Source organism: Marinobacter sp. C1S70 (genome assembly GCF_000475355.1).
Classification (GTDB): domain Bacteria; phylum Pseudomonadota; class Gammaproteobacteria; order Pseudomonadales; family Oleiphilaceae; genus Marinobacter; species Marinobacter nauticus.
On record NZ_AXBW01000084.1, the window covers coordinates 66,533 to 83,169 of the forward strand.

Consider the following 16,637-nt stretch of genomic DNA (forward strand, 5'->3'; position numbering starts at 1 on the left):
CATAGGTTAAGGAAAGACACACCATGGCAACTATTATGATGATCGTCATGATCGGGCTGCTGCTTCTGGGCTTCCCGATGATGATTCCGCTAACCACTGCTGCCGTCATCGGCTTCGTTATGATGTTCGATGGCTTCGGGCAGATGGGCACATTCATCCAGCAGATGATGGGTGGCATCCGGCCAGCGTCGTTGATTGCGGTACCCATGTTCATTCTGGCGGCCGATATCATGACCCGGGGCCAGTCTGCGGACCGCCTGATCAATATGGTCATGGCCTTTATCGGCCACATCAAAGGTGGCCTCGCCATCAGTACCGCCACCTCGTGCACCCTGTTCGGGGCGGTGTCTGGCTCAACCCAGGCCACCGTGGTTGCCGTAGGCTCACCGCTGCGCCCGAAAATGCTCAAAGCTGGCTACTCCGATCCGTTCACGCTGGCTCTGATTATCAACGCCAGTGATATCGCCTTCCTGATCCCTCCCAGCATCGGCATGATCATCTACGGGGTCATCTCGGAAACCTCCATTGCCGAGCTGTTCATTGCGGGTATCGGCCCGGGCATCCTGATTTTGTTCATGTTCTCGATCTACTGCCTGATCTACGCCTACAAGAACGATGTTCCGACGGAAGCCAAGGCCAGCTGGAAAGAACGGGCGATGTCAGTCAGGGATGCCTCCTGGCCCCTGATGTTCCCGGTGATCATTGTCGGCGGTATCTACGGCGGCATTTTCAGCCCCACAGAAGCAGCAGCAGTCTGCGTGCTCTACGCCTTCCTGCTGGAGTTTGTGGTCTTCCGGTCACTGAAACTGAACGACATTTACAAGATTGCCAAATCCACCGGGCTGATCACGGCTGTGGTGTTCATTCTGGTGGCCGTGGGTAATGGCTTCTCCTGGATCATTTCCTTTGCCCAGATTCCCCAGGCCATCCTGGAAGCGGTGGGCGTCAACGAGGCCGGGCCTGTGGGCGTGCTGATTGCCATCTGTGTGGCTTTCTTCATCGCCTGTATGTTCGTCGATCCCATCGTGGTTATCCTGGTGCTGACACCGATCTTTGCGCCGGCCATTCAGGCCACCGGGCTGGATCCGGTGCTTGTCGGTGTGCTGATTACCCTGCAGGTGGCCATCGGTTCTGCCACGCCACCCTTTGGCTGCGACATTTTCACCGCCATTGCCATCTTCAAACGGCCCTACATGGAAGTTATCCGGGGTACGCCTCCGTTCATTTTCATGCTGGTGGCGGCTGCCGGCCTGATCATCGCCTTCCCGGATATTGCCCTGTTCCTGCGTGACATCGCGTTCAGGGACTAGATCCACAGCCACTGATGAAAGGAGAACAACATGTTTAAACGGATTCTGGCCGCTGTGGATGGTTCCAAAACCTCACTCAAGGCTCTGGATAAAGCCATTGAACTGCAGAAACTGATCCCGGACGCCGAGATCTACATCCTCTGTGTTTACAAGCATCACAGCCTGTTTGAGGCGTCGTTGTCTATCGGACGGCCCGACGACATGGACATCCCGGACAAGGTGCTGTCTGAGTATGCCAAAGGCGTAGTGAATCACGCCAAGGAGCTGGCCAAGGAGCATGGCGCCACCAAGGTACGCGGTTTCGTCAAGGCCGGCCGGCCCTCGAAGGTGATTGTGAAATTTGCCCAGGACAAGGAAGCCGACCTGATTGTAGTGGGCACCAAGGGCACCAACAGCGACAAGGACGGCACCTTTCTGGGCAGCGTCTCGCACCGGGTTGCCTCCCAGGCCAAGTGCCCGGTGCTGGTGGTCTGAACCGGCGAACCCCTCCACGCAGTGCCGCCGGACAGCATATTCCTTGCTGTCCGGCAATCACGGATTTCCGCAGTCTGCTTGATTTTTCACCGTGCTAGACTGCCTCGCCTCGGATTACTTCTCATTCACAAATCACAAGGCGTCTAGCCATGACTGCAATTGTTGATTTTCTCAACTCGATCCTCTGGGGCTATGTCCTCGTCTATGGCCTGCTTGCCGTAGGTGTCTTCTTTACCATCCGTCTGGGCTTCCTTCAGTTCGTCAATTTCGGCGAAATGGTCCGCGCCATCCGTGGTTCCCGGGAAAGCGACGTACACGGGATTTCTCCGTTCCAGGCCCTGTGCACCAGCCTGGCTTCCCGGGTGGGTACCGGTAACCTTGCCGGGGTTGCGGTTGCCCTGTACCTGGGCGGTGCCGGTGCCATTTTCTGGATGTGGATGGTAGCCCTCGTCGGTATGGCCACCGGTTACGCTGAAAGCACTCTGGCCCAGCTGTACAAGGTTCGCGACGGCAAGGGCCAGTACCGGGGAGGCCCGGCGGTGTACATTGCCAAAGGCCTGAAAGCGCCCTGGGCTGCGGCCATTTTCGCGGTCTGCCTGATTATCTCCTTCGGCCTGGTTTTCAACGCCGTACAGGCCAACTCCATTGCCGATGCCATGCAGGGCGCCTTTGGTGTGCCCAAGCTGGGTGTCGGCGTGGTCATCGCGGCTTTTGCCGGCATTGTCATCTTTGGCGGTCTGCGCAAGATCGTTCGCTTCGCTGAGTTTGTCGTGCCGTTCATGGCCGGCGCCTACGTACTCCTGGCGCTGGGCGTGATGGCCATGAACATTACCGAAGTCCCGGGCATTCTGGCGCTGATCGTAAAAAGTGCCTTTGGCCTGGAAGAGGCCGCCGGCGGCGCGGCAGGCTCCATTACCGCTGCCATGCTGAATGGCATCAAACGCGGCCTGTTCTCCAACGAAGCCGGTATGGGCTCGGCACCCAACATTGCCGCGACCGCAACCCCGGCTCCGCATCATCCCTCTTCACAGGGTCTGGTTCAGGCATTCGGTGTCTTTATCGATACCATCATTGTCTGTACGGCGACGGCCGTGATGATCCTGTTGGCTGGCGTTCTGGAGCCGGGTTCCGGCGTGACCGGCACCCAGTTGACCCAACAGGCCATGGAAGTACACCTGGGTGAGTTCGGGGGCTACTTTATCGCCATCGCGATTCTGTTCTTCGCCTTCACCTCCATTGTCGCCAATTACACCTACGCCGAGAACGCTTTGATCTACCTGCGCGGCGGCAACACTCTGGGCTTGACCCTGTTGCGGCTCGCTGCGCTGGGCATGGTGATCTGGGGTGGCTACGAAGCGGTGGTCACGGTATTCAATGCGGCGGACGCATCCATGGGGCTGATGGCCACCATCAACCTGATTGCTATCGTTCTGTTGTCCGGCACGGTTGTGAAGCTGACCAAAGATTACCTGGCTCAGCGCAAGGAAGGCCTGGTGCCGCACTTCAAGTCCAAGGACTATCCTGAGCTGCACGAAAAAATCGACAGCAATATCTGGCATTGATGTCAGAGCGAGGCCGCAACTACTCGGTTGCGGCCCGTTTCCTTGGCCTGGTACAGAGCCTGGTCGGCGGCCCGGAACAGCTCGTCGAACTCCGGACAATTCTCCCGCCAGCAAGCAATGCCTGCTGAAATGGTCAGGCTCCCCAGGTTTTCACCCCGATGTTCCACTGGCTCGGCTGAGATGGCCGCCCGCAGTTGCTCGGCCCTTTGCCGGGCCTCATCAAGGGACGCCCCGGGCATCAGCACCGAAAACTCCTCACCACCATAACGGCAAACGGTATCACTGCCGCGAAAACAGGTAGCGAGCACGTCACCGACCATTCTCAGCGCCTGATCACCGGCCTCGTGGCCATGACAGTCGTTGAAAAGTTTGAAGTGATCAATATCGAAAATCAGCAGGCATAGCGGCCGATCAGAACGAGCCGAGACTTCCCGCTCATGGCGAAAGAGCTCATCAAAGTAGCGACGATTTTTCAGTCCGGTCAGGCTGTCCTCATAGGAGAATCGTTGCAATTCAGCCCTCAAGGCCAGCCCAGACAGGGTAATGCCAATTTTCTCAACCGACTGGTATACCCAGGAAATCACCCTTGCGATGCCATAGTCTTTCACCACTGGCGGCAGGTCCGGGCGCTCCAGCATCAACACCCCTTCAGGCCGATTGCCGGAGCGGGCAGACTCTATCCGCAGGAAAAAGCACATCTGAGCCGGTAAATCGTAACTGCGTACCGGGAGTACGGTTTCGGTCAGGACGGACAGGTTCGCCCCCAGTGACGCCGGGAACACATCCTCCGGGGTACCGCCCCAGTGAACCACTCGGTCGTACTGCCCATCGATGCCTCTTCGATAGAAACAACCGGTCATGGGCAGGTAGAGCTCCGGCATGGCTCTTAACAGGGGCTCGAACGCTTCCTCAATGCCGGCGCAATCCTGCAGAGCCGCAATCACATCCGCCAGTTTCTGGCTTTTCTTGCTTTCCAGTGCCAACAAGCGGGCCCTGGCGACTTCTCTTTCTGCCAGCGACTCAGCGCGGGCGGTGCGCTCCCGAACCTTCTGTTCCAGCCGGACGTTCAGTTGCTGGAGCTCTTTCTGGGTCTTGCCGTAGTGCCAGACCGAAATACTGACCACCGCCAGCGAGAAACCCAGCGCTCCCCAGCTCACCGGCACCCGGCCCCAGGGCAGGAACCCGTGAGCAACGGCCATATCAACAATCAGCAGCACCGCCAGCCCACCACAAGCCACCACCAGCACCTGCTGCTCCCCGAACAGCACACGAAAGCGTGGCAACACAGCGCCAGCCATCACCACCAGCGAGACCAGAAGCAACACATCAAACACCGGGAAGGTCGAAGAAAGGTCGACCGCGCCGACCAACGCCAGGGCCAGGGCGCTCACCGCCAATCCAAGATGAATCCACACCAGCCAGCTGATCAGCACCGGACGTGCAGCGCCTAGCCATTGCCGCAACAACAAGGCCAACGCCATAGGAATCAGGTAGTAAGAGCCGGCCGCGAGGTAGTCCCACAACAAAGGTTTGTAAGCAATCAACAAGCTCGCCTGGCTCTCAGCCAACAGCATCACCGAGGTCAGGAATGAAAACAGAGCAATGCTGGCGAAACTGCGCTGGCCCCTTTGGATTACGGCGAACACCAGAGCCAGAAAAGCTATCAGAGCCGACAATGCCGAGACTACCAGTTCCTCAGCAGCTCCCCCGAGGAGGTATACCGTCAGATCGGCATGATCGGTAATCCCGACCTCCCCCCATAACCCTATGTCGGTGTAATTCGAGAATATCCGGAAATAGAGCGTCTCTCCCTGATAATCCTCGGGTAGCCGTATTTCATGCCAGGGCCATCCCTCAAAACGGCCCCTTCCCTCTTGGTCAAAGGTGCCATATTGATAGAGCAATTCACCCCGAAACCAGGCCTGCACAATGATGTCGACGCTATAAACATAAAGGACAGGCTGGTACCAGCTACCTTCCGGCAATTGCACCCTGAACCAGGCATGCTCACGACCATCGCGGCCAGGAGGGTTCGATGGAAAACCAATGTCGTGCCAGTGTTGTGGAGAGTCTTCAAGGATCCACAATGGCGTGCCATCAGTCAAAAACGGGGAATCACCCCAGCGATACTGCCATCCCTCATCCACCGGCTGGATAGCGGCAAATCCAGGCTGGGACAGACAGACCCCGAGGGCGATGATCACCAGCAGAAATCTGATGCGACAAGTGGACGCGTGCAAAGCAGAACCCGCTTTCAGGAGTGATCGTTCCAGTATAAACCGTAAACGCCAGATACAGAACTTTCTCAACTTTTTTGTCGGAGGGTAAACAGCGCAAGCAACGCAGACACCAGCATCAGAAACAGCGCCACCGCGTTCAACACCGGCGTTGAGCCTTCCCGCAGACGATTGAACAGGGCCACGGTGAGCGGGGTATCACTACCGGTGAGCATGACCGTGGTATTGAAGTTCTCGAAGGACATCAAAAACGCCATCGCCGCGGCCCCGAGGATGGAGGGAAGCAGCCACGGCAGAGTAACCGTGAACCACGCCACAAGCGGCGTGGCCCCCAGATTCAGGGCGGCCTCTTCCAGCTGTCGGTCAAATTTGCGCAGCCGGGCGGCAATCACCAGAGTAGCCAGAGTGGTAATGAAGGTAACCTGCCCCATCACCACCAGTGTCAGCCCCGGCCGGAACAGGTCCAGCTCGATACCCCACAAGCGGGAGACATCGTTGGCCATGCCACTGTAGAACACCAGAATGGATACCCCGAGAATCACGCCCGGAATCACCAGCGGCAGCAGCATCAACAGGTACAGCAGCTCCTTGCCGCGAAACTCCACCCGCTCGAACAATACTGCATTCACGCAGCCAAGCCCCACACTGACCAGCGTCACCCAGAACGCAATTTTGGTACTGACCCAGAGCGCACTGAGCAATCCGTCGTCGTGAAACAGCCCGGTACGCCCGTCGGTGCCGTCGGCCAGATACCAGTCCAGGGTAAAACCCTGCCACGGTAATGACGGGAACGGCGAGTCGTTGAATGCGAACACGGCCGTCACCAGCAAAGGCAACGCAAGATACAGGAAAAAGGCCAACAGATAGCTCAGGTAAAGGGCATCAAACAACCGGGACCGAGGTACAGAACGGATCATGACATCACCCCATAACCTTGCGCAGGGATTGCCCGGTCAGCTTCAGGCCCAGCCAGACCAGCAGCGACGACAATACCAGTAGCAAGACCCCCAAAGCCGCCCCCTGCTCCCAGTTAAACCGGGTGATGAACTGGGTGAAAATCTGCTGAGTAAACCAGGCACTGTCTTTGCCCCCCATCAGAATCGGCGTGAGGTAACTGCCCAGGGTGAGCATGAACACCACAATACAGCCGGAGACAATGCCCGGCATGGCCCAGGGAATCACTACCTCCCGCAGCACGGTACCGTGGCCGCCACCCAGATCGTAGCCGGCCTCGACCAGGTTCTCGTCCATGCCGTCGAGCGTGGTCACCAGCGGCACCACCATAAACAGCAGGCCGTTGTAGACCAGGCCGATGATCACCGCGACATCGTTGTAGAGCATCTCCACCGGGCCATCCACCCAGCCCAGCGCCTGCAGCCAGGAACTGAACAGGCCGCTCTCCCGCAACAGGATCATCCAGCCGTAGGTACGCACCAACTCGCTGGCCCAGAACGGGATCAGGCAAGCCAGGAACAGAATACCCTTGCTCCTCCCACGGGCCAGGCGGGCAATGTACCAGGCAATGGGAAAGGCAATCAGCAGGGTGAGGAAGGTGGTGAACAGGGACATGAGCCCGGTACGCACGAAGGTACGCCAGTAGTAGGATTCACTGAAGAAATTCTGGTACTGCTCCAGCCCCCAGGCCAGGGTATCCCAGCTTTCCCGTACCTGGAACGACACCCGCAACATCTGTAGATGGGGCACCAGCACCAATAGCACTATCCAGAGCAGGAAAGGCGCCAATAACAGCCACAGCGAGAAACGGCTAACCGAGCTATTCACTGGTGCGCAGCTCCAAATACCCGGGCCAGGTCCGGATCCCACGACAGCTCAAGGTGGCCGTCCTGCGTCAGCGCCGGCGCCGAGCCGTCCTGGGGGAGTCGTGCAAATAGTGCCTGGCCATTGCTTTCGACTTCAACCCGGCTGTTGGCGCCATCAAACAGCGTGGTCCGGACTCGGGTCTGCAGTGAGGAGGAACCCGCGACCGCAGCCGTTTGCGAAAACGACAATGATTCCGGCCGAATGTACAATTCTGCCTGGGCACCAGGTGCCAGGCCCGCCGATGCAGACCGACCGCGTACCACCGCACCATCGCTCAGACGAACAGCCGCCACATCATCGGCCACGGACACCACCGTCCCCGCCAGGCGATTGTTGTCGCCGACAAACCCCGCGACAAACGGCGTTGCCGGATGCCGGTAAAGCTCCTCCGGCGGCGCCACCTGCTCGAAGCGGCCATTTTTCATCACCGCCACCTGATCCGACATCACCATGGCTTCGGACTGGTCATGGGTGATGTACACAAAGGTGGTGCCAAATTGCTTTTGCAGGTGTTTGAGCTCGACCTTCATCTGCTCCCGAAGTTTCAGATCCAGGGCACCGAGAGGCTCATCCAGCAACAACAAGGTGGGTTCGAGCACCAGGCAGCGGGCCAGGGCCACGCGCTGGCGCTGGCCACCCGACAATTCCTGGGGATTGCGATTCTCCAGTTCCGGCAGCCCCACCTGTTCCAGCACCCGTGCAATCCGCTTGCGGCGCTCGGCCGCGGGCACCTTCTTGCGTTTCAGGCCATAGCCAATGTTGTCACCGACGGACATGGTGGGGAACAGCGCCAGGTGCTGGAACACCATGTTCACCGGGCGCTTGTTAGGCGGCACCTCATTCATGCGCTGGCCGCGAATGAAGATATCTCCTTCATCCGGCTTGTCGAAGCCTGCCAGCAGCCGCAGCAGGGTGGTCTTGCCACACCCCGACGGCCCCAGAATGGAAAAAAAGGTGCCCGCAGGAACATCCAGCGACACATGGTCCACCGCCGCGTTATTACCAAAGCGGCGGACCAGTCCGCTGCAGGACAGGTCAGACTCTGTTGCCATAAGGATCAGTTCGCCGCCTGGACGCGATCCAGCACCTGCCCTTCCATGGCTTCCAGCCCCGGTGGTACCGGCGGATACCATTTGATGTTGTTGATGGCTTCTTCATCGAAGCTCAGGCGATAGGCGTCCCGCAGCTCAGCGTTCACAAACTCATCGGCCCCTTTGGAGGCCGTGAAGTTGCCGGAGGCATTGGTGATTTTGGCCGCAATTTCCGGCTGCATCACAAAGTTGATCCACTTGTAGGCGGCCTCTTCGTTCTCGCTGCGGCGCGGGATAGCAAAGGTATCAATCCAGCCCAGGGCTCCGGATTCCGGCGCCACAAAGCGGATGTCCGGGTTCTCCGCATTCAGCTTCCAGCCGCCGGCATCCCAGGCCATGGCAGCGGTCACTTCTCCGGTACGAAGCAGCGACAGCAGTTGGTCGCCACCGGTCCAGTAGGTTTTCACGTTGTCTTTGCAGTCGATCAGTTTGTCTTCCACTTTCGCCAGGATGGACTGGTACTCGTCCCGGTCTTCATAGGCCGCAAATGGATCCATGCCCATGGCGAAGGCAAAGCCGATCAGCGTCGGCCGCTTCAGGCGGTAACTCACTTTGCCAGCCACTGCCGGGTCACACAGGTCGGTGTAATCGGTAACGGTGTCCGCGACGGAACTGTGCACAATCAGGCCACTGGTACCCCAGACCGAGGGCACACCGTAAGATTGACCATCCAGAGCCGTCGACTCCTGAGCCGCCTTCACCATCGACGCCTGCAACTGGCCGGTATTGATGCGGCTGTAATCAATGGGCTTGTAGATGTTGAACTGGCGCTGTACACCCACGATGCGATCCTGGCTCGGCTGGGCCAGATCAAAACCGGCGCCACCGGTGGCCCGAAGCTTGGAGATCATGTCCTCGTTGTTGGACAAGGTGATCTTTACATCAATTCCGGTTTCTTCCTCGAACTGGGCGACCACCTCATCCGGGGCGTAGCCACCCCAGGTAATCAGGCGAAGTTCTTCCGCCAGCAGGTTGCCGGAAGCTGTGGTTGCGGCCAGCAGGGTGGCCAGTGCTGATATCCGTGTCTTGCGCAGTGCCATGGTCGTTCATTCCCCTGAAACGGTGTTATGCGAACTCGCTAAGGTTTTGTTATCAGGAAGTTATAGACCATGTATTTCAGTTTTGTGAAACCTGGACAATAAAAAACGGAGGCCGAAGCCTCCGTTTTTCAGGTTCATGATGCTCTTCCGGTTACTGACCGGACTTCAACATTTCCCAGTATTTGGCATACACCTGCAGCGCCTCGTCGCCAATGTCGGTCTGGAACTCGGCATTGATCATGTCGGTGGCGTTGGGGTAGCTGGCCCGGTCGTTCGCAACGGCGTCATCCAGCAGATCCCGGGCCGCCAGGTTGGGCGTGGCGTAGCCGATCTCTTCGCTGATCAGGGCCGAGATTTCCGGCTGCAGCACAAAGCTGATGAACTGGTGAGCGGCTTCCGGGTTCTTGGCGTTCTTGGGAATCACGAAGCTGTCCAGCCAGGCGATGATGCCTTCTTCCGGATACACGTATTCCAGGGAATCCAGAGTATCGCGGCCCATGACGGCTTCGCCGTTCCAGATCATACCCACGTCGGTTTCACCTTCCAGGTACGGCATGCGAGGGGCATCCGAGTTAAAGGTACGCACCGACGGCATCAGCTCGGTCAGCTTCTCGTAGGCTTCCTCGATTTCCTGAGGGTCAGTACTGTTACCGGAATAACCCAGTACCCGCAGGCCCACATGGAAGACTTCACGCATGTCGTTGGTCAGCATGACCCGGCCTTCGAAACGCTCATCCCACAGATCGGCCCAGGCGGTAACCTCGCCTTCCACATCCGCGGTATCCACGGCCAGGCCGGTGGTGCCCCACAGGTAGGGCACGCTGTACTGGTTTTCCGGATCGATATCCAGGTTCACCAGTTCCGGATCCAGGTTGTCGAAACCTTCAATCTTGCTGCGATCGATGGGCATTAGCAGGTCTTCCTGCCGCATCTTGCTCACGTAGTAGGTGGAGGGCACGGCCAGGTCGTAGGCGGCGCTCTCATCCAGCAGTTTCAGCCGGGCATACATGGCTTCGTTGCTGTCGTAGGTGGTGTAGACCACCTGGATACCGGTTTCCTCAGTAAAGCGATCCAGAACTTCCTGGGGCATGTACTCAGACCAGTTGTACAGGTTCAGAACCTTGGGCTCCTCAGAACCACTGCAGCCAGTCAGGCCCACCGCCAGCAGGCCGGCCAGTGCCAGTTTCTTCATCGTTTGCTCCTTAACAGTATCCATTGAGACAAGATCAACATGACCAGTGAGAATACCAGTAGCAGGGTGCCAAGGGCATTCACTTCGGGCTTCAGGCCCACCCGCACCATCGAATAGATGCGCAATGGCAGAATTTCATAACTCGGGCCACTGACAAACGTACTGACCACCACGTCGTCCAGTGACAGTGTAAACCCCAGCAGCCAGCCCGCCAGCAGGGCCGGCATGATCACCGGAATCAGTACCGTGCGGGTCATGGTGAAATCGTTGGCGCCCAGATCCCGGGCCGCCTCCGGCAGGCGTTCGTCAAACCCGCTGAGCCGGGCCATCACGGTGATGACCACAAACGGCAGGCAGAAGGTAACGTGGGCCAGCAACAGGGATACATACCCCAGCTGCAGCCCCACCAGCAGAAACAGCGCCAGCAGCGAAATCGCCAGGACAATTTCCGGCGACATCATCACCACAAACAGCATGCCATTGAGTACTTTCTTGCCCCGGAACCGGTATCGGTGCAGTGCCAGTGCGGTGAGCGCGCCGATCAACGTCGACACAGTGGCCGCGGAGAGCGCCAGCCAGAGGGAATTCCACATGGCCTGCACCATGGCCCGGTTGTTCAACAGGGCTTCGTACCAGCGCAGGCTCAGGCCACCCCATTCGTAACCGGTGCGGGAATCGTTGAAGGAGAACACCACGAGTACCACGATAGGCACGTACAGCAGCAGATACACCAGCGTCAGGTAGGTGCGGGGCAGCCAGCGATTCATACACCGTCCTCCCCGATCCGCCGTTTACTCAGGCGGTGGGCGAACATCAGGAACGCCATGGCCAGGGTCAGCAGGATGCTGGCAGCGGCACCAAAGGGCCAGTTGCGGGCATCCAGAAACTGGTTCTTGATGACGTTACCCACCAGCAGGTTGCGGGAACCGCCCAGAATATCAGGCACAAAGAACAACCCCATGGCCGGCAACAGCACCAGCATGATGCCCGCCAGCACCCCCGGCAGGGTCAGCGGCACGATCACATGGATAAACGTGGACAGGCGCCCCGCGCCCAGATCGTGCGACGCCCTCAGGTAGTCTTCCCGCAGGTCTTCAAACACGGAGTAGAGCGGCAGGATCATGAACGGCAACAACAGATACACCAGCCCGATAATCACCGCCCCCTCGGTATACAGCAGTTGCATGGGCTCATCGATCACACCAAGCGACATCAAACCATTGTTGAGCAGGCCGTTGGTGGCCAGGATCAACTTCAGGGCGTAGGTTCGAACCAGGGAATTGGTCCAGAACGGCACGATAAGCAGGAAGATCAGCAGCACCTGATTGCGTTTGCCGACCTTGGACAACGCCCACGCAAACGGGTAGCCGATCAACAGACACACCAGCGTCGTCATGGCTGCCATGTACAGGGAGTGCAGGAACACTTCCAGGTACAGCGGATCGAGCAGTTGCCGATAGGCATCCAGGGTCAGCGGCAGCGAAATAAAGGAGCCCGGGTCCCGGGTCATTACACTGGCACCGACCACCAACAGGTTGGGGGTCAGCACCAGAAACAGCAACCAGCCCCAGACCAGCACCAGCACCGCCGCACGGAACGGCTGCTGTGTCAGGCTACGCATCGGTGCCTTCTTCCTCTGGCAGAGCTTCCGGCTCAGTGGGTAACAGCCATTCCCAGCCATCAACCCAGCTCACTTTGACCGGCTCGCCAAGGCGATAGTCGAAGGTAGGGTCGTCTTCGTCGAAGAATTCCGACGCCAGCACCTCGGTGCCATCCTCAAGATGAATCACCGAATCCAGGGTACTGCCCTTGTAGTTACGTTCAACGATCTTGCCAGCCACACCATCCTCATCGTCCGGCGCCAGTACACGGATATCCTCGGGGCGCAACAGCACATGCAGGGACTGGCCACCGGAGACCGGGAAATCCGGCTTGCGGAAGGTACGCTTCAGGCCGAACACATCCACGGTGATAGTGTCGTCGCCGTTGGCTTTGTCCACCCGGCCCGGGAAGAAATTGGTTTCACCGACAAAGCGGGCGGTAAACAGGTTAGCCGGGCGCTCGTAGACTTCCCGCGGCGTCCCCAGTTGCTGGATCAGGCCGTCTTTCAACACCACCACCCGGTCGGACATGGACAGGGCTTCTTCCTGATCATGGGTGACAAACACAAAGGTGATACCCAGCTCCCGCTGCAGGCGTTTCAGTTCCACCTGCATGGTGCGCCGCAGTTTGTAATCCAGGGCGGACAACGGCTCATCCAGCAACAGCACCTTCGGGCGCTTGACCACTGCACGGGCAATGGCCACCCGTTGCTGCTGGCCGCCGGACAACTGATGCGGCTTGCGCCGGGCGAAGTCCTCGAGCTGGACCATGGCCAGGGCATCCTCGACCCGCTCCCGGATTTCCTGCTTCGGCCGCTTTTCCATTTTCAGGCCATAGGCCACGTTGTCGAAGACCGACATATGAGGAAACAGCGCGTAGTTCTGGAATACCGTGTTCAGCGGGCGGTGCTCCGGCGGGGTGTGAGTCAGGTCCTGATCGCCCAGCGCGATGGTGCCGTCATCCGGATGCTCGAAACCCGCCATCATCCGCAACAAGGTGGTCTTGCCGCAACCGGAGGGCCCCAGGAGGGTAATGAACTCGCCGTCAAAAATGTCCAGATCCAGTGAATCCAGCACTTTTTTGCCGTCGAACTGTTTGGTGAGATTGCTCAGAGATAGCAGTGTCTGTTTCATCGGCCCTGCCCAAAGTTTGAGCGGCGTATTTTTCCAGAAACAGACGCAAACAAAAAGGGGCGTGCGGATATTCCCTGACCACGCCCCTCCTGTTTTCCAGCCCTGTCAGGCCCGATTGTCACGCAGCGGTTTTACTGCTCCGCGACACTGTTCAGATACGCCTTGTCCGAAATGTTAGTCCAGGGGCGCACCTGCTTGAGGTATTCACGCTGTGAGGTGATGATTTCGTTCGCCAGTTCGTCTTTCTCGGCAAATTCATCCAACAGGCGATTGGTGGTTTCTCGAAGGGCGGTAATAACCTCCGGTGGAAACACCTTGTGAGTCACATCCGGGTATTCCTGCTTCATCTTCTCCCAGGCCACACCGCTTTCGTGGGTGCTCTGGATATACATGTCATACGCTGCAGTACGCATGGAGACCCGCAGGATAGCCTGCAGATCAGCCGGCAGCTTGTCCCAGGTTTTCTTGTTGATCAGGAACTGCACTTCGGCATTGGGCTCCTGCCAGCCGGAGTAGTAATACTTGGCAATCTGGTGAAAGCCCATCTGCAGATCCAGCGCCGGGCCAACCCATTCAACGGCATCGATGGTGTTGCGCTCAAGCGCGGTATACAGCTCGCCCGGCGGCAGGTTGGTGACCGCCACGCCCACTTCCGACATAACCTCGCCGGCAAAGCCGGGGGTGCGCATTTTCAGGCCTTTCAGGTCCTCCAGAGACTTGATCTCTTTCCGGAACCAGCCACCCATCTGATTGGCCGTGTTGCCACCCGGGAAGGACAGCAGCCCGAAGGGTTCATATACCTTCTGCATCAACTCCATGCCGTCGTCGTGGTAGAACCAGGCATACATCTCCGGCGCAATCATGCCGAAGGGTATGGTGGTGAAGTACATGGCGTTGGGAATGGTGCCCTTGTAGTAATAAGAGGCGGTGTGGCCCATGTCGTACTGGCCGTTACGGACCAGATCGAAAATACCGAAAGGGGCCTTGTGCTTGTTGGAGGAATCAATCCGGATCTTCAGCCGACCGCCGGACATTTCCTCAGCCATGGCCGCCATGTTTCGGGGCGCATCCCCCAGCAGGCCGGAATTTGGCCCCCAGGTTTCCGCGAGACGCAGGGTAAAGGTTTCTTCAGAGACCGCGAAAGGGCTGGCCAGCAGGCCAAGAGTGCTGACCGCCGCCAGCAGGGTTTTACGCAGGGACATAGTGTTGGCTTCCATTGTTATCAGTTTTTGATTCAAATATGCCTGAATGATCCATCATAACGACGAAAGCCGACCGCGCCAATGTGGCGGGCCGGCTTTCTTATGAGGGTAATCAGACCTTGAACTGGCCAACCAGCTCGCGCAGATTCTCTCCCAACCGGGCCAGTTCGTGGCTGGCCTCATTGGTCTGGGTCACGCCGGTGTCGCTGCGCTGGGCCGCGTCGACAATCCGCACCACGTTCTGGTTGATCTCTTCCGCCACCTGGCTCTGCTGTTCAGCGGCGGTCGCAATCTGAGTCACCTGATCGTGGATCTGGGTCACTGACGTCACGATGGTGTTCAGTGCACTGGTGGCATGATTGATGCGTTCAACCGTCGCCTCCGAGCTCTTGCGGGAGTTGTTCATACGTTCCACCGAAGCCTTGGACTCCGCCACAAAGCCATCAATCATTTCCCGGATCTGATCAGCCGATTCCGCTGACCGCTTGGCCAGCTGGCGCACTTCGTCGGCAACCACCGAGAAACCGCGACCGTGCTCGCCGGCCCGGGCTGCCTCAATGGCAGCGTTCAGGGCCAGCAGGTTGGTCTGCTCAGTAACCGCGTGAATCACATCCAGCACCTGCTGAATATCGTTCGACTTCTCGGCCAGGGCATTGATGCTGCGAGCGGTGTCTTCCATTTCCTGGGACAGCTGATTGACCGCCCCCTGAGCGCTATTAATGGTCTCGCCACCCTCTTTGGCCATGCGGTCCGCATCGGAAGCTGCGCCTTCCACCTCATTTGCATTGCCGGAGATTTGCTGAATCGTTGCCGCCATTTCGTTGATGGCCGAAGCAATCTGGTCGGTTTCCGAACCCTGCTCCTGAACCGACTGGCGGGTTTCATTCGCCACCCGGCTGAGTTCTTCAGCCGCCGAAGCCACCTGGTCGGTGGTAGAGCCGACCTCACGGATGGTGTCCTGAATCTTGATGACGAAGTGGTTGAAGCGGCGGCCCAGAACGGCCAGCTCATCTTTACCATCTTCCGGCAGGCGCTGGCGCAGGTCGCCCTCACCGTCGGCAATCTCCCGCATCATGTCGCTGACCTTGTTCAGCGGCGCAGTCACGGTGCGGCCAATGACCAACCCGATTACCAACGAAATCACCACCACCACAATGGTCAGCAGTAAAATGAAGCCCATAGCAGACGTCATGGTTGCATCGATTTCTTGCCGGGCAGCGGCCACCGCTCTCTGAACATCGGTTACATACACGCCGGAACCTATCATCCAGTCCCAGCCCGGAATGATAGTGGAGTAGGAGACTTTCGGTTCCACCTGGCCGGTAGCAGGGTTGGTCCACTCATAAGGCATGAAGCCATCGTCACCTGTCGCGTCAAACAACCCGCGAACCAGCTTTTGGGTGTTCGGATTGGTAGTCGGGCCTTCCTTGGAGGGGTCCGGTGCATAGGCGAGATTGAACAGACTGCGATCGTAGGCGAAGACATAGTTGTTCTGACCGAACTTGATTGACCGCAACCGCTCTCGCGCCTCTTCCTGCGCCTCCTGCTCCGAAAAACCGGGAGTGGACTTGGCCTCAAGCACCACGGATTTCGCGGTTTCAACCAGATTTTTCAAACCTTCCTTGCGCGCTTCCAACAGTTCCTGCTCGAGGCGTTGCAACTCTGCCTCTCCATTGGCCCGGATCTGGTTCGCCGTAATCCATGCAACTGTTCCAGCCGTAATCAGTACAGGCACCAATACACCAATCAGAAGCCGTGTTCTGATGGTCAGGTTGCTCATGAAGGTCATGGTCTTCGCTCCGGGGTCATTTCTTGTAATCCTTTGATTATGCACAAACGCAACCCGCACTCCGTTGCAGTTTGTTAAAAGCTGTATACCAAACGCAGGTCAGGAACAGGTTTTTATGTAAACAAGCCCGTCATATCAGTGTCATACGTCTAAATACGTATCGGCCGTCATGTAAACGACTTGA

At 58.2% G+C, this 16,637-nt stretch carries 14 protein-coding genes; 3 read left to right on the plus strand and 11 right to left on the minus strand.

Going from position 1 to position 16,637, the window contains the following annotated elements:
- The first annotated feature begins 23 nt into the window (after positions 1–23).
- The 3 genes from Q669_RS17985 to Q669_RS17995 all read left to right on the plus strand — a co-directional run bounded on the left by Q669_RS17985 (position 24) and on the right by Q669_RS17995 (position 3,346).
- Positions 24–1,310: a TRAP transporter large permease gene (locus Q669_RS17985; RefSeq protein ID WP_011783905.1), complete on the plus strand. Its 1,287-nt coding sequence runs from the start codon at positions 24–26 to the stop codon at positions 1,308–1,310.
- 30 nt (positions 1,311–1,340) lie between these two features.
- The gene (locus Q669_RS17990) at positions 1,341–1,784 is read left to right on the plus strand and encodes a universal stress protein (RefSeq protein ID WP_011783904.1); all 444 of its coding nucleotides are present in this window, start codon (positions 1,341–1,343) and stop codon (positions 1,782–1,784) included.
- 149 nt (positions 1,785–1,933) lie between these two features.
- Positions 1,934–3,346 carry an alanine/glycine:cation symporter family protein gene (locus tag Q669_RS17995; RefSeq protein WP_011783903.1) on the plus strand — a complete coding sequence of 471 codons (1,413 nt, stop codon included), beginning with the start codon at positions 1,934–1,936 and terminating at the stop codon, positions 3,344–3,346.
- A 2-nt stretch (positions 3,347–3,348) separates the two neighbouring features.
- On the opposite strand, the gene Q669_RS18000 is transcribed toward Q669_RS17995, so the two are convergent.
- The 11 genes from Q669_RS18000 to Q669_RS18050 form a co-directional block, all read right to left on the minus strand.
- Positions 3,349–5,586, minus strand: coding sequence for a sensor domain-containing diguanylate cyclase (locus Q669_RS18000; protein WP_036149967.1), 2,238 nt, complete (start codon positions 5,584–5,586; stop codon positions 3,349–3,351).
- Positions 5,587–5,651: 65 nt separating this feature from the next.
- Positions 5,652–6,500: an ABC transporter permease gene (locus Q669_RS18005; protein WP_011783901.1), complete on the minus strand. Its 849-nt coding sequence runs from the start codon at positions 6,498–6,500 to the stop codon at positions 5,652–5,654.
- Between the two features lie 4 nt (positions 6,501–6,504).
- The gene (locus Q669_RS18010; protein ID WP_011783900.1) at positions 6,505–7,365 is read right to left on the minus strand and encodes an ABC transporter permease; all 861 of its coding nucleotides are present in this window, start codon (positions 7,363–7,365) and stop codon (positions 6,505–6,507) included.
- Entirely contained in the window at positions 7,362–8,456 is a 1,095-nt protein-coding gene (locus tag Q669_RS18015) for an ABC transporter ATP-binding protein (RefSeq protein WP_011783899.1), read from the minus strand. Before Q669_RS18015 ends, Q669_RS18010 begins: the two co-directional genes overlap by 4 nt.
- A 5-nt stretch (positions 8,457–8,461) precedes the next feature.
- The gene (locus Q669_RS18020; RefSeq protein WP_011783898.1) at positions 8,462–9,535 is read right to left on the minus strand and encodes an extracellular solute-binding protein; all 1,074 of its coding nucleotides are present in this window, start codon (positions 9,533–9,535) and stop codon (positions 8,462–8,464) included.
- Positions 9,536–9,686: 151 nt separating this feature from the next.
- Positions 9,687–10,727, minus strand: coding sequence for an extracellular solute-binding protein (locus Q669_RS18025; RefSeq protein WP_011783897.1), 1,041 nt, complete (start codon positions 10,725–10,727; stop codon positions 9,687–9,689).
- Positions 10,724–11,494 (minus strand): spermidine/putrescine ABC transporter permease PotC, encoded by a 771-nt coding sequence (gene potC / locus Q669_RS18030; protein ID WP_011783896.1) that lies wholly within the window; start codon positions 11,492–11,494, stop codon positions 10,724–10,726. Before potC ends, Q669_RS18025 begins: the two co-directional genes overlap by 4 nt.
- Positions 11,491–12,348 (minus strand): spermidine/putrescine ABC transporter permease PotB, encoded by an 858-nt coding sequence (potB, locus tag Q669_RS18035; RefSeq protein WP_011783895.1) that lies wholly within the window; start codon positions 12,346–12,348, stop codon positions 11,491–11,493. Before potB ends, potC begins: the two co-directional genes overlap by 4 nt.
- Positions 12,341–13,462 (minus strand): spermidine/putrescine ABC transporter ATP-binding protein PotA, encoded by a 1,122-nt coding sequence (potA, locus tag Q669_RS18040; protein ID WP_011783894.1) that lies wholly within the window; start codon positions 13,460–13,462, stop codon positions 12,341–12,343. Before potA ends, potB begins: the two co-directional genes overlap by 8 nt.
- A 131-nt stretch (positions 13,463–13,593) precedes the next feature.
- On the minus strand, positions 13,594–14,664 hold the full coding sequence (locus Q669_RS18045; RefSeq protein ID WP_189383320.1) for a TRAP transporter substrate-binding protein: 1,071 nt from the start codon (positions 14,662–14,664) through the stop codon (positions 13,594–13,596).
- A gap of 112 nt (positions 14,665–14,776) precedes the next feature.
- Positions 14,777–16,453 carry a methyl-accepting chemotaxis protein gene (locus Q669_RS18050; RefSeq protein WP_022993351.1) on the minus strand — a complete coding sequence of 559 codons (1,677 nt, stop codon included), beginning with the start codon at positions 16,451–16,453 and terminating at the stop codon, positions 14,777–14,779.
- Positions 16,454–16,637: the final 184 nt, after the last annotated feature.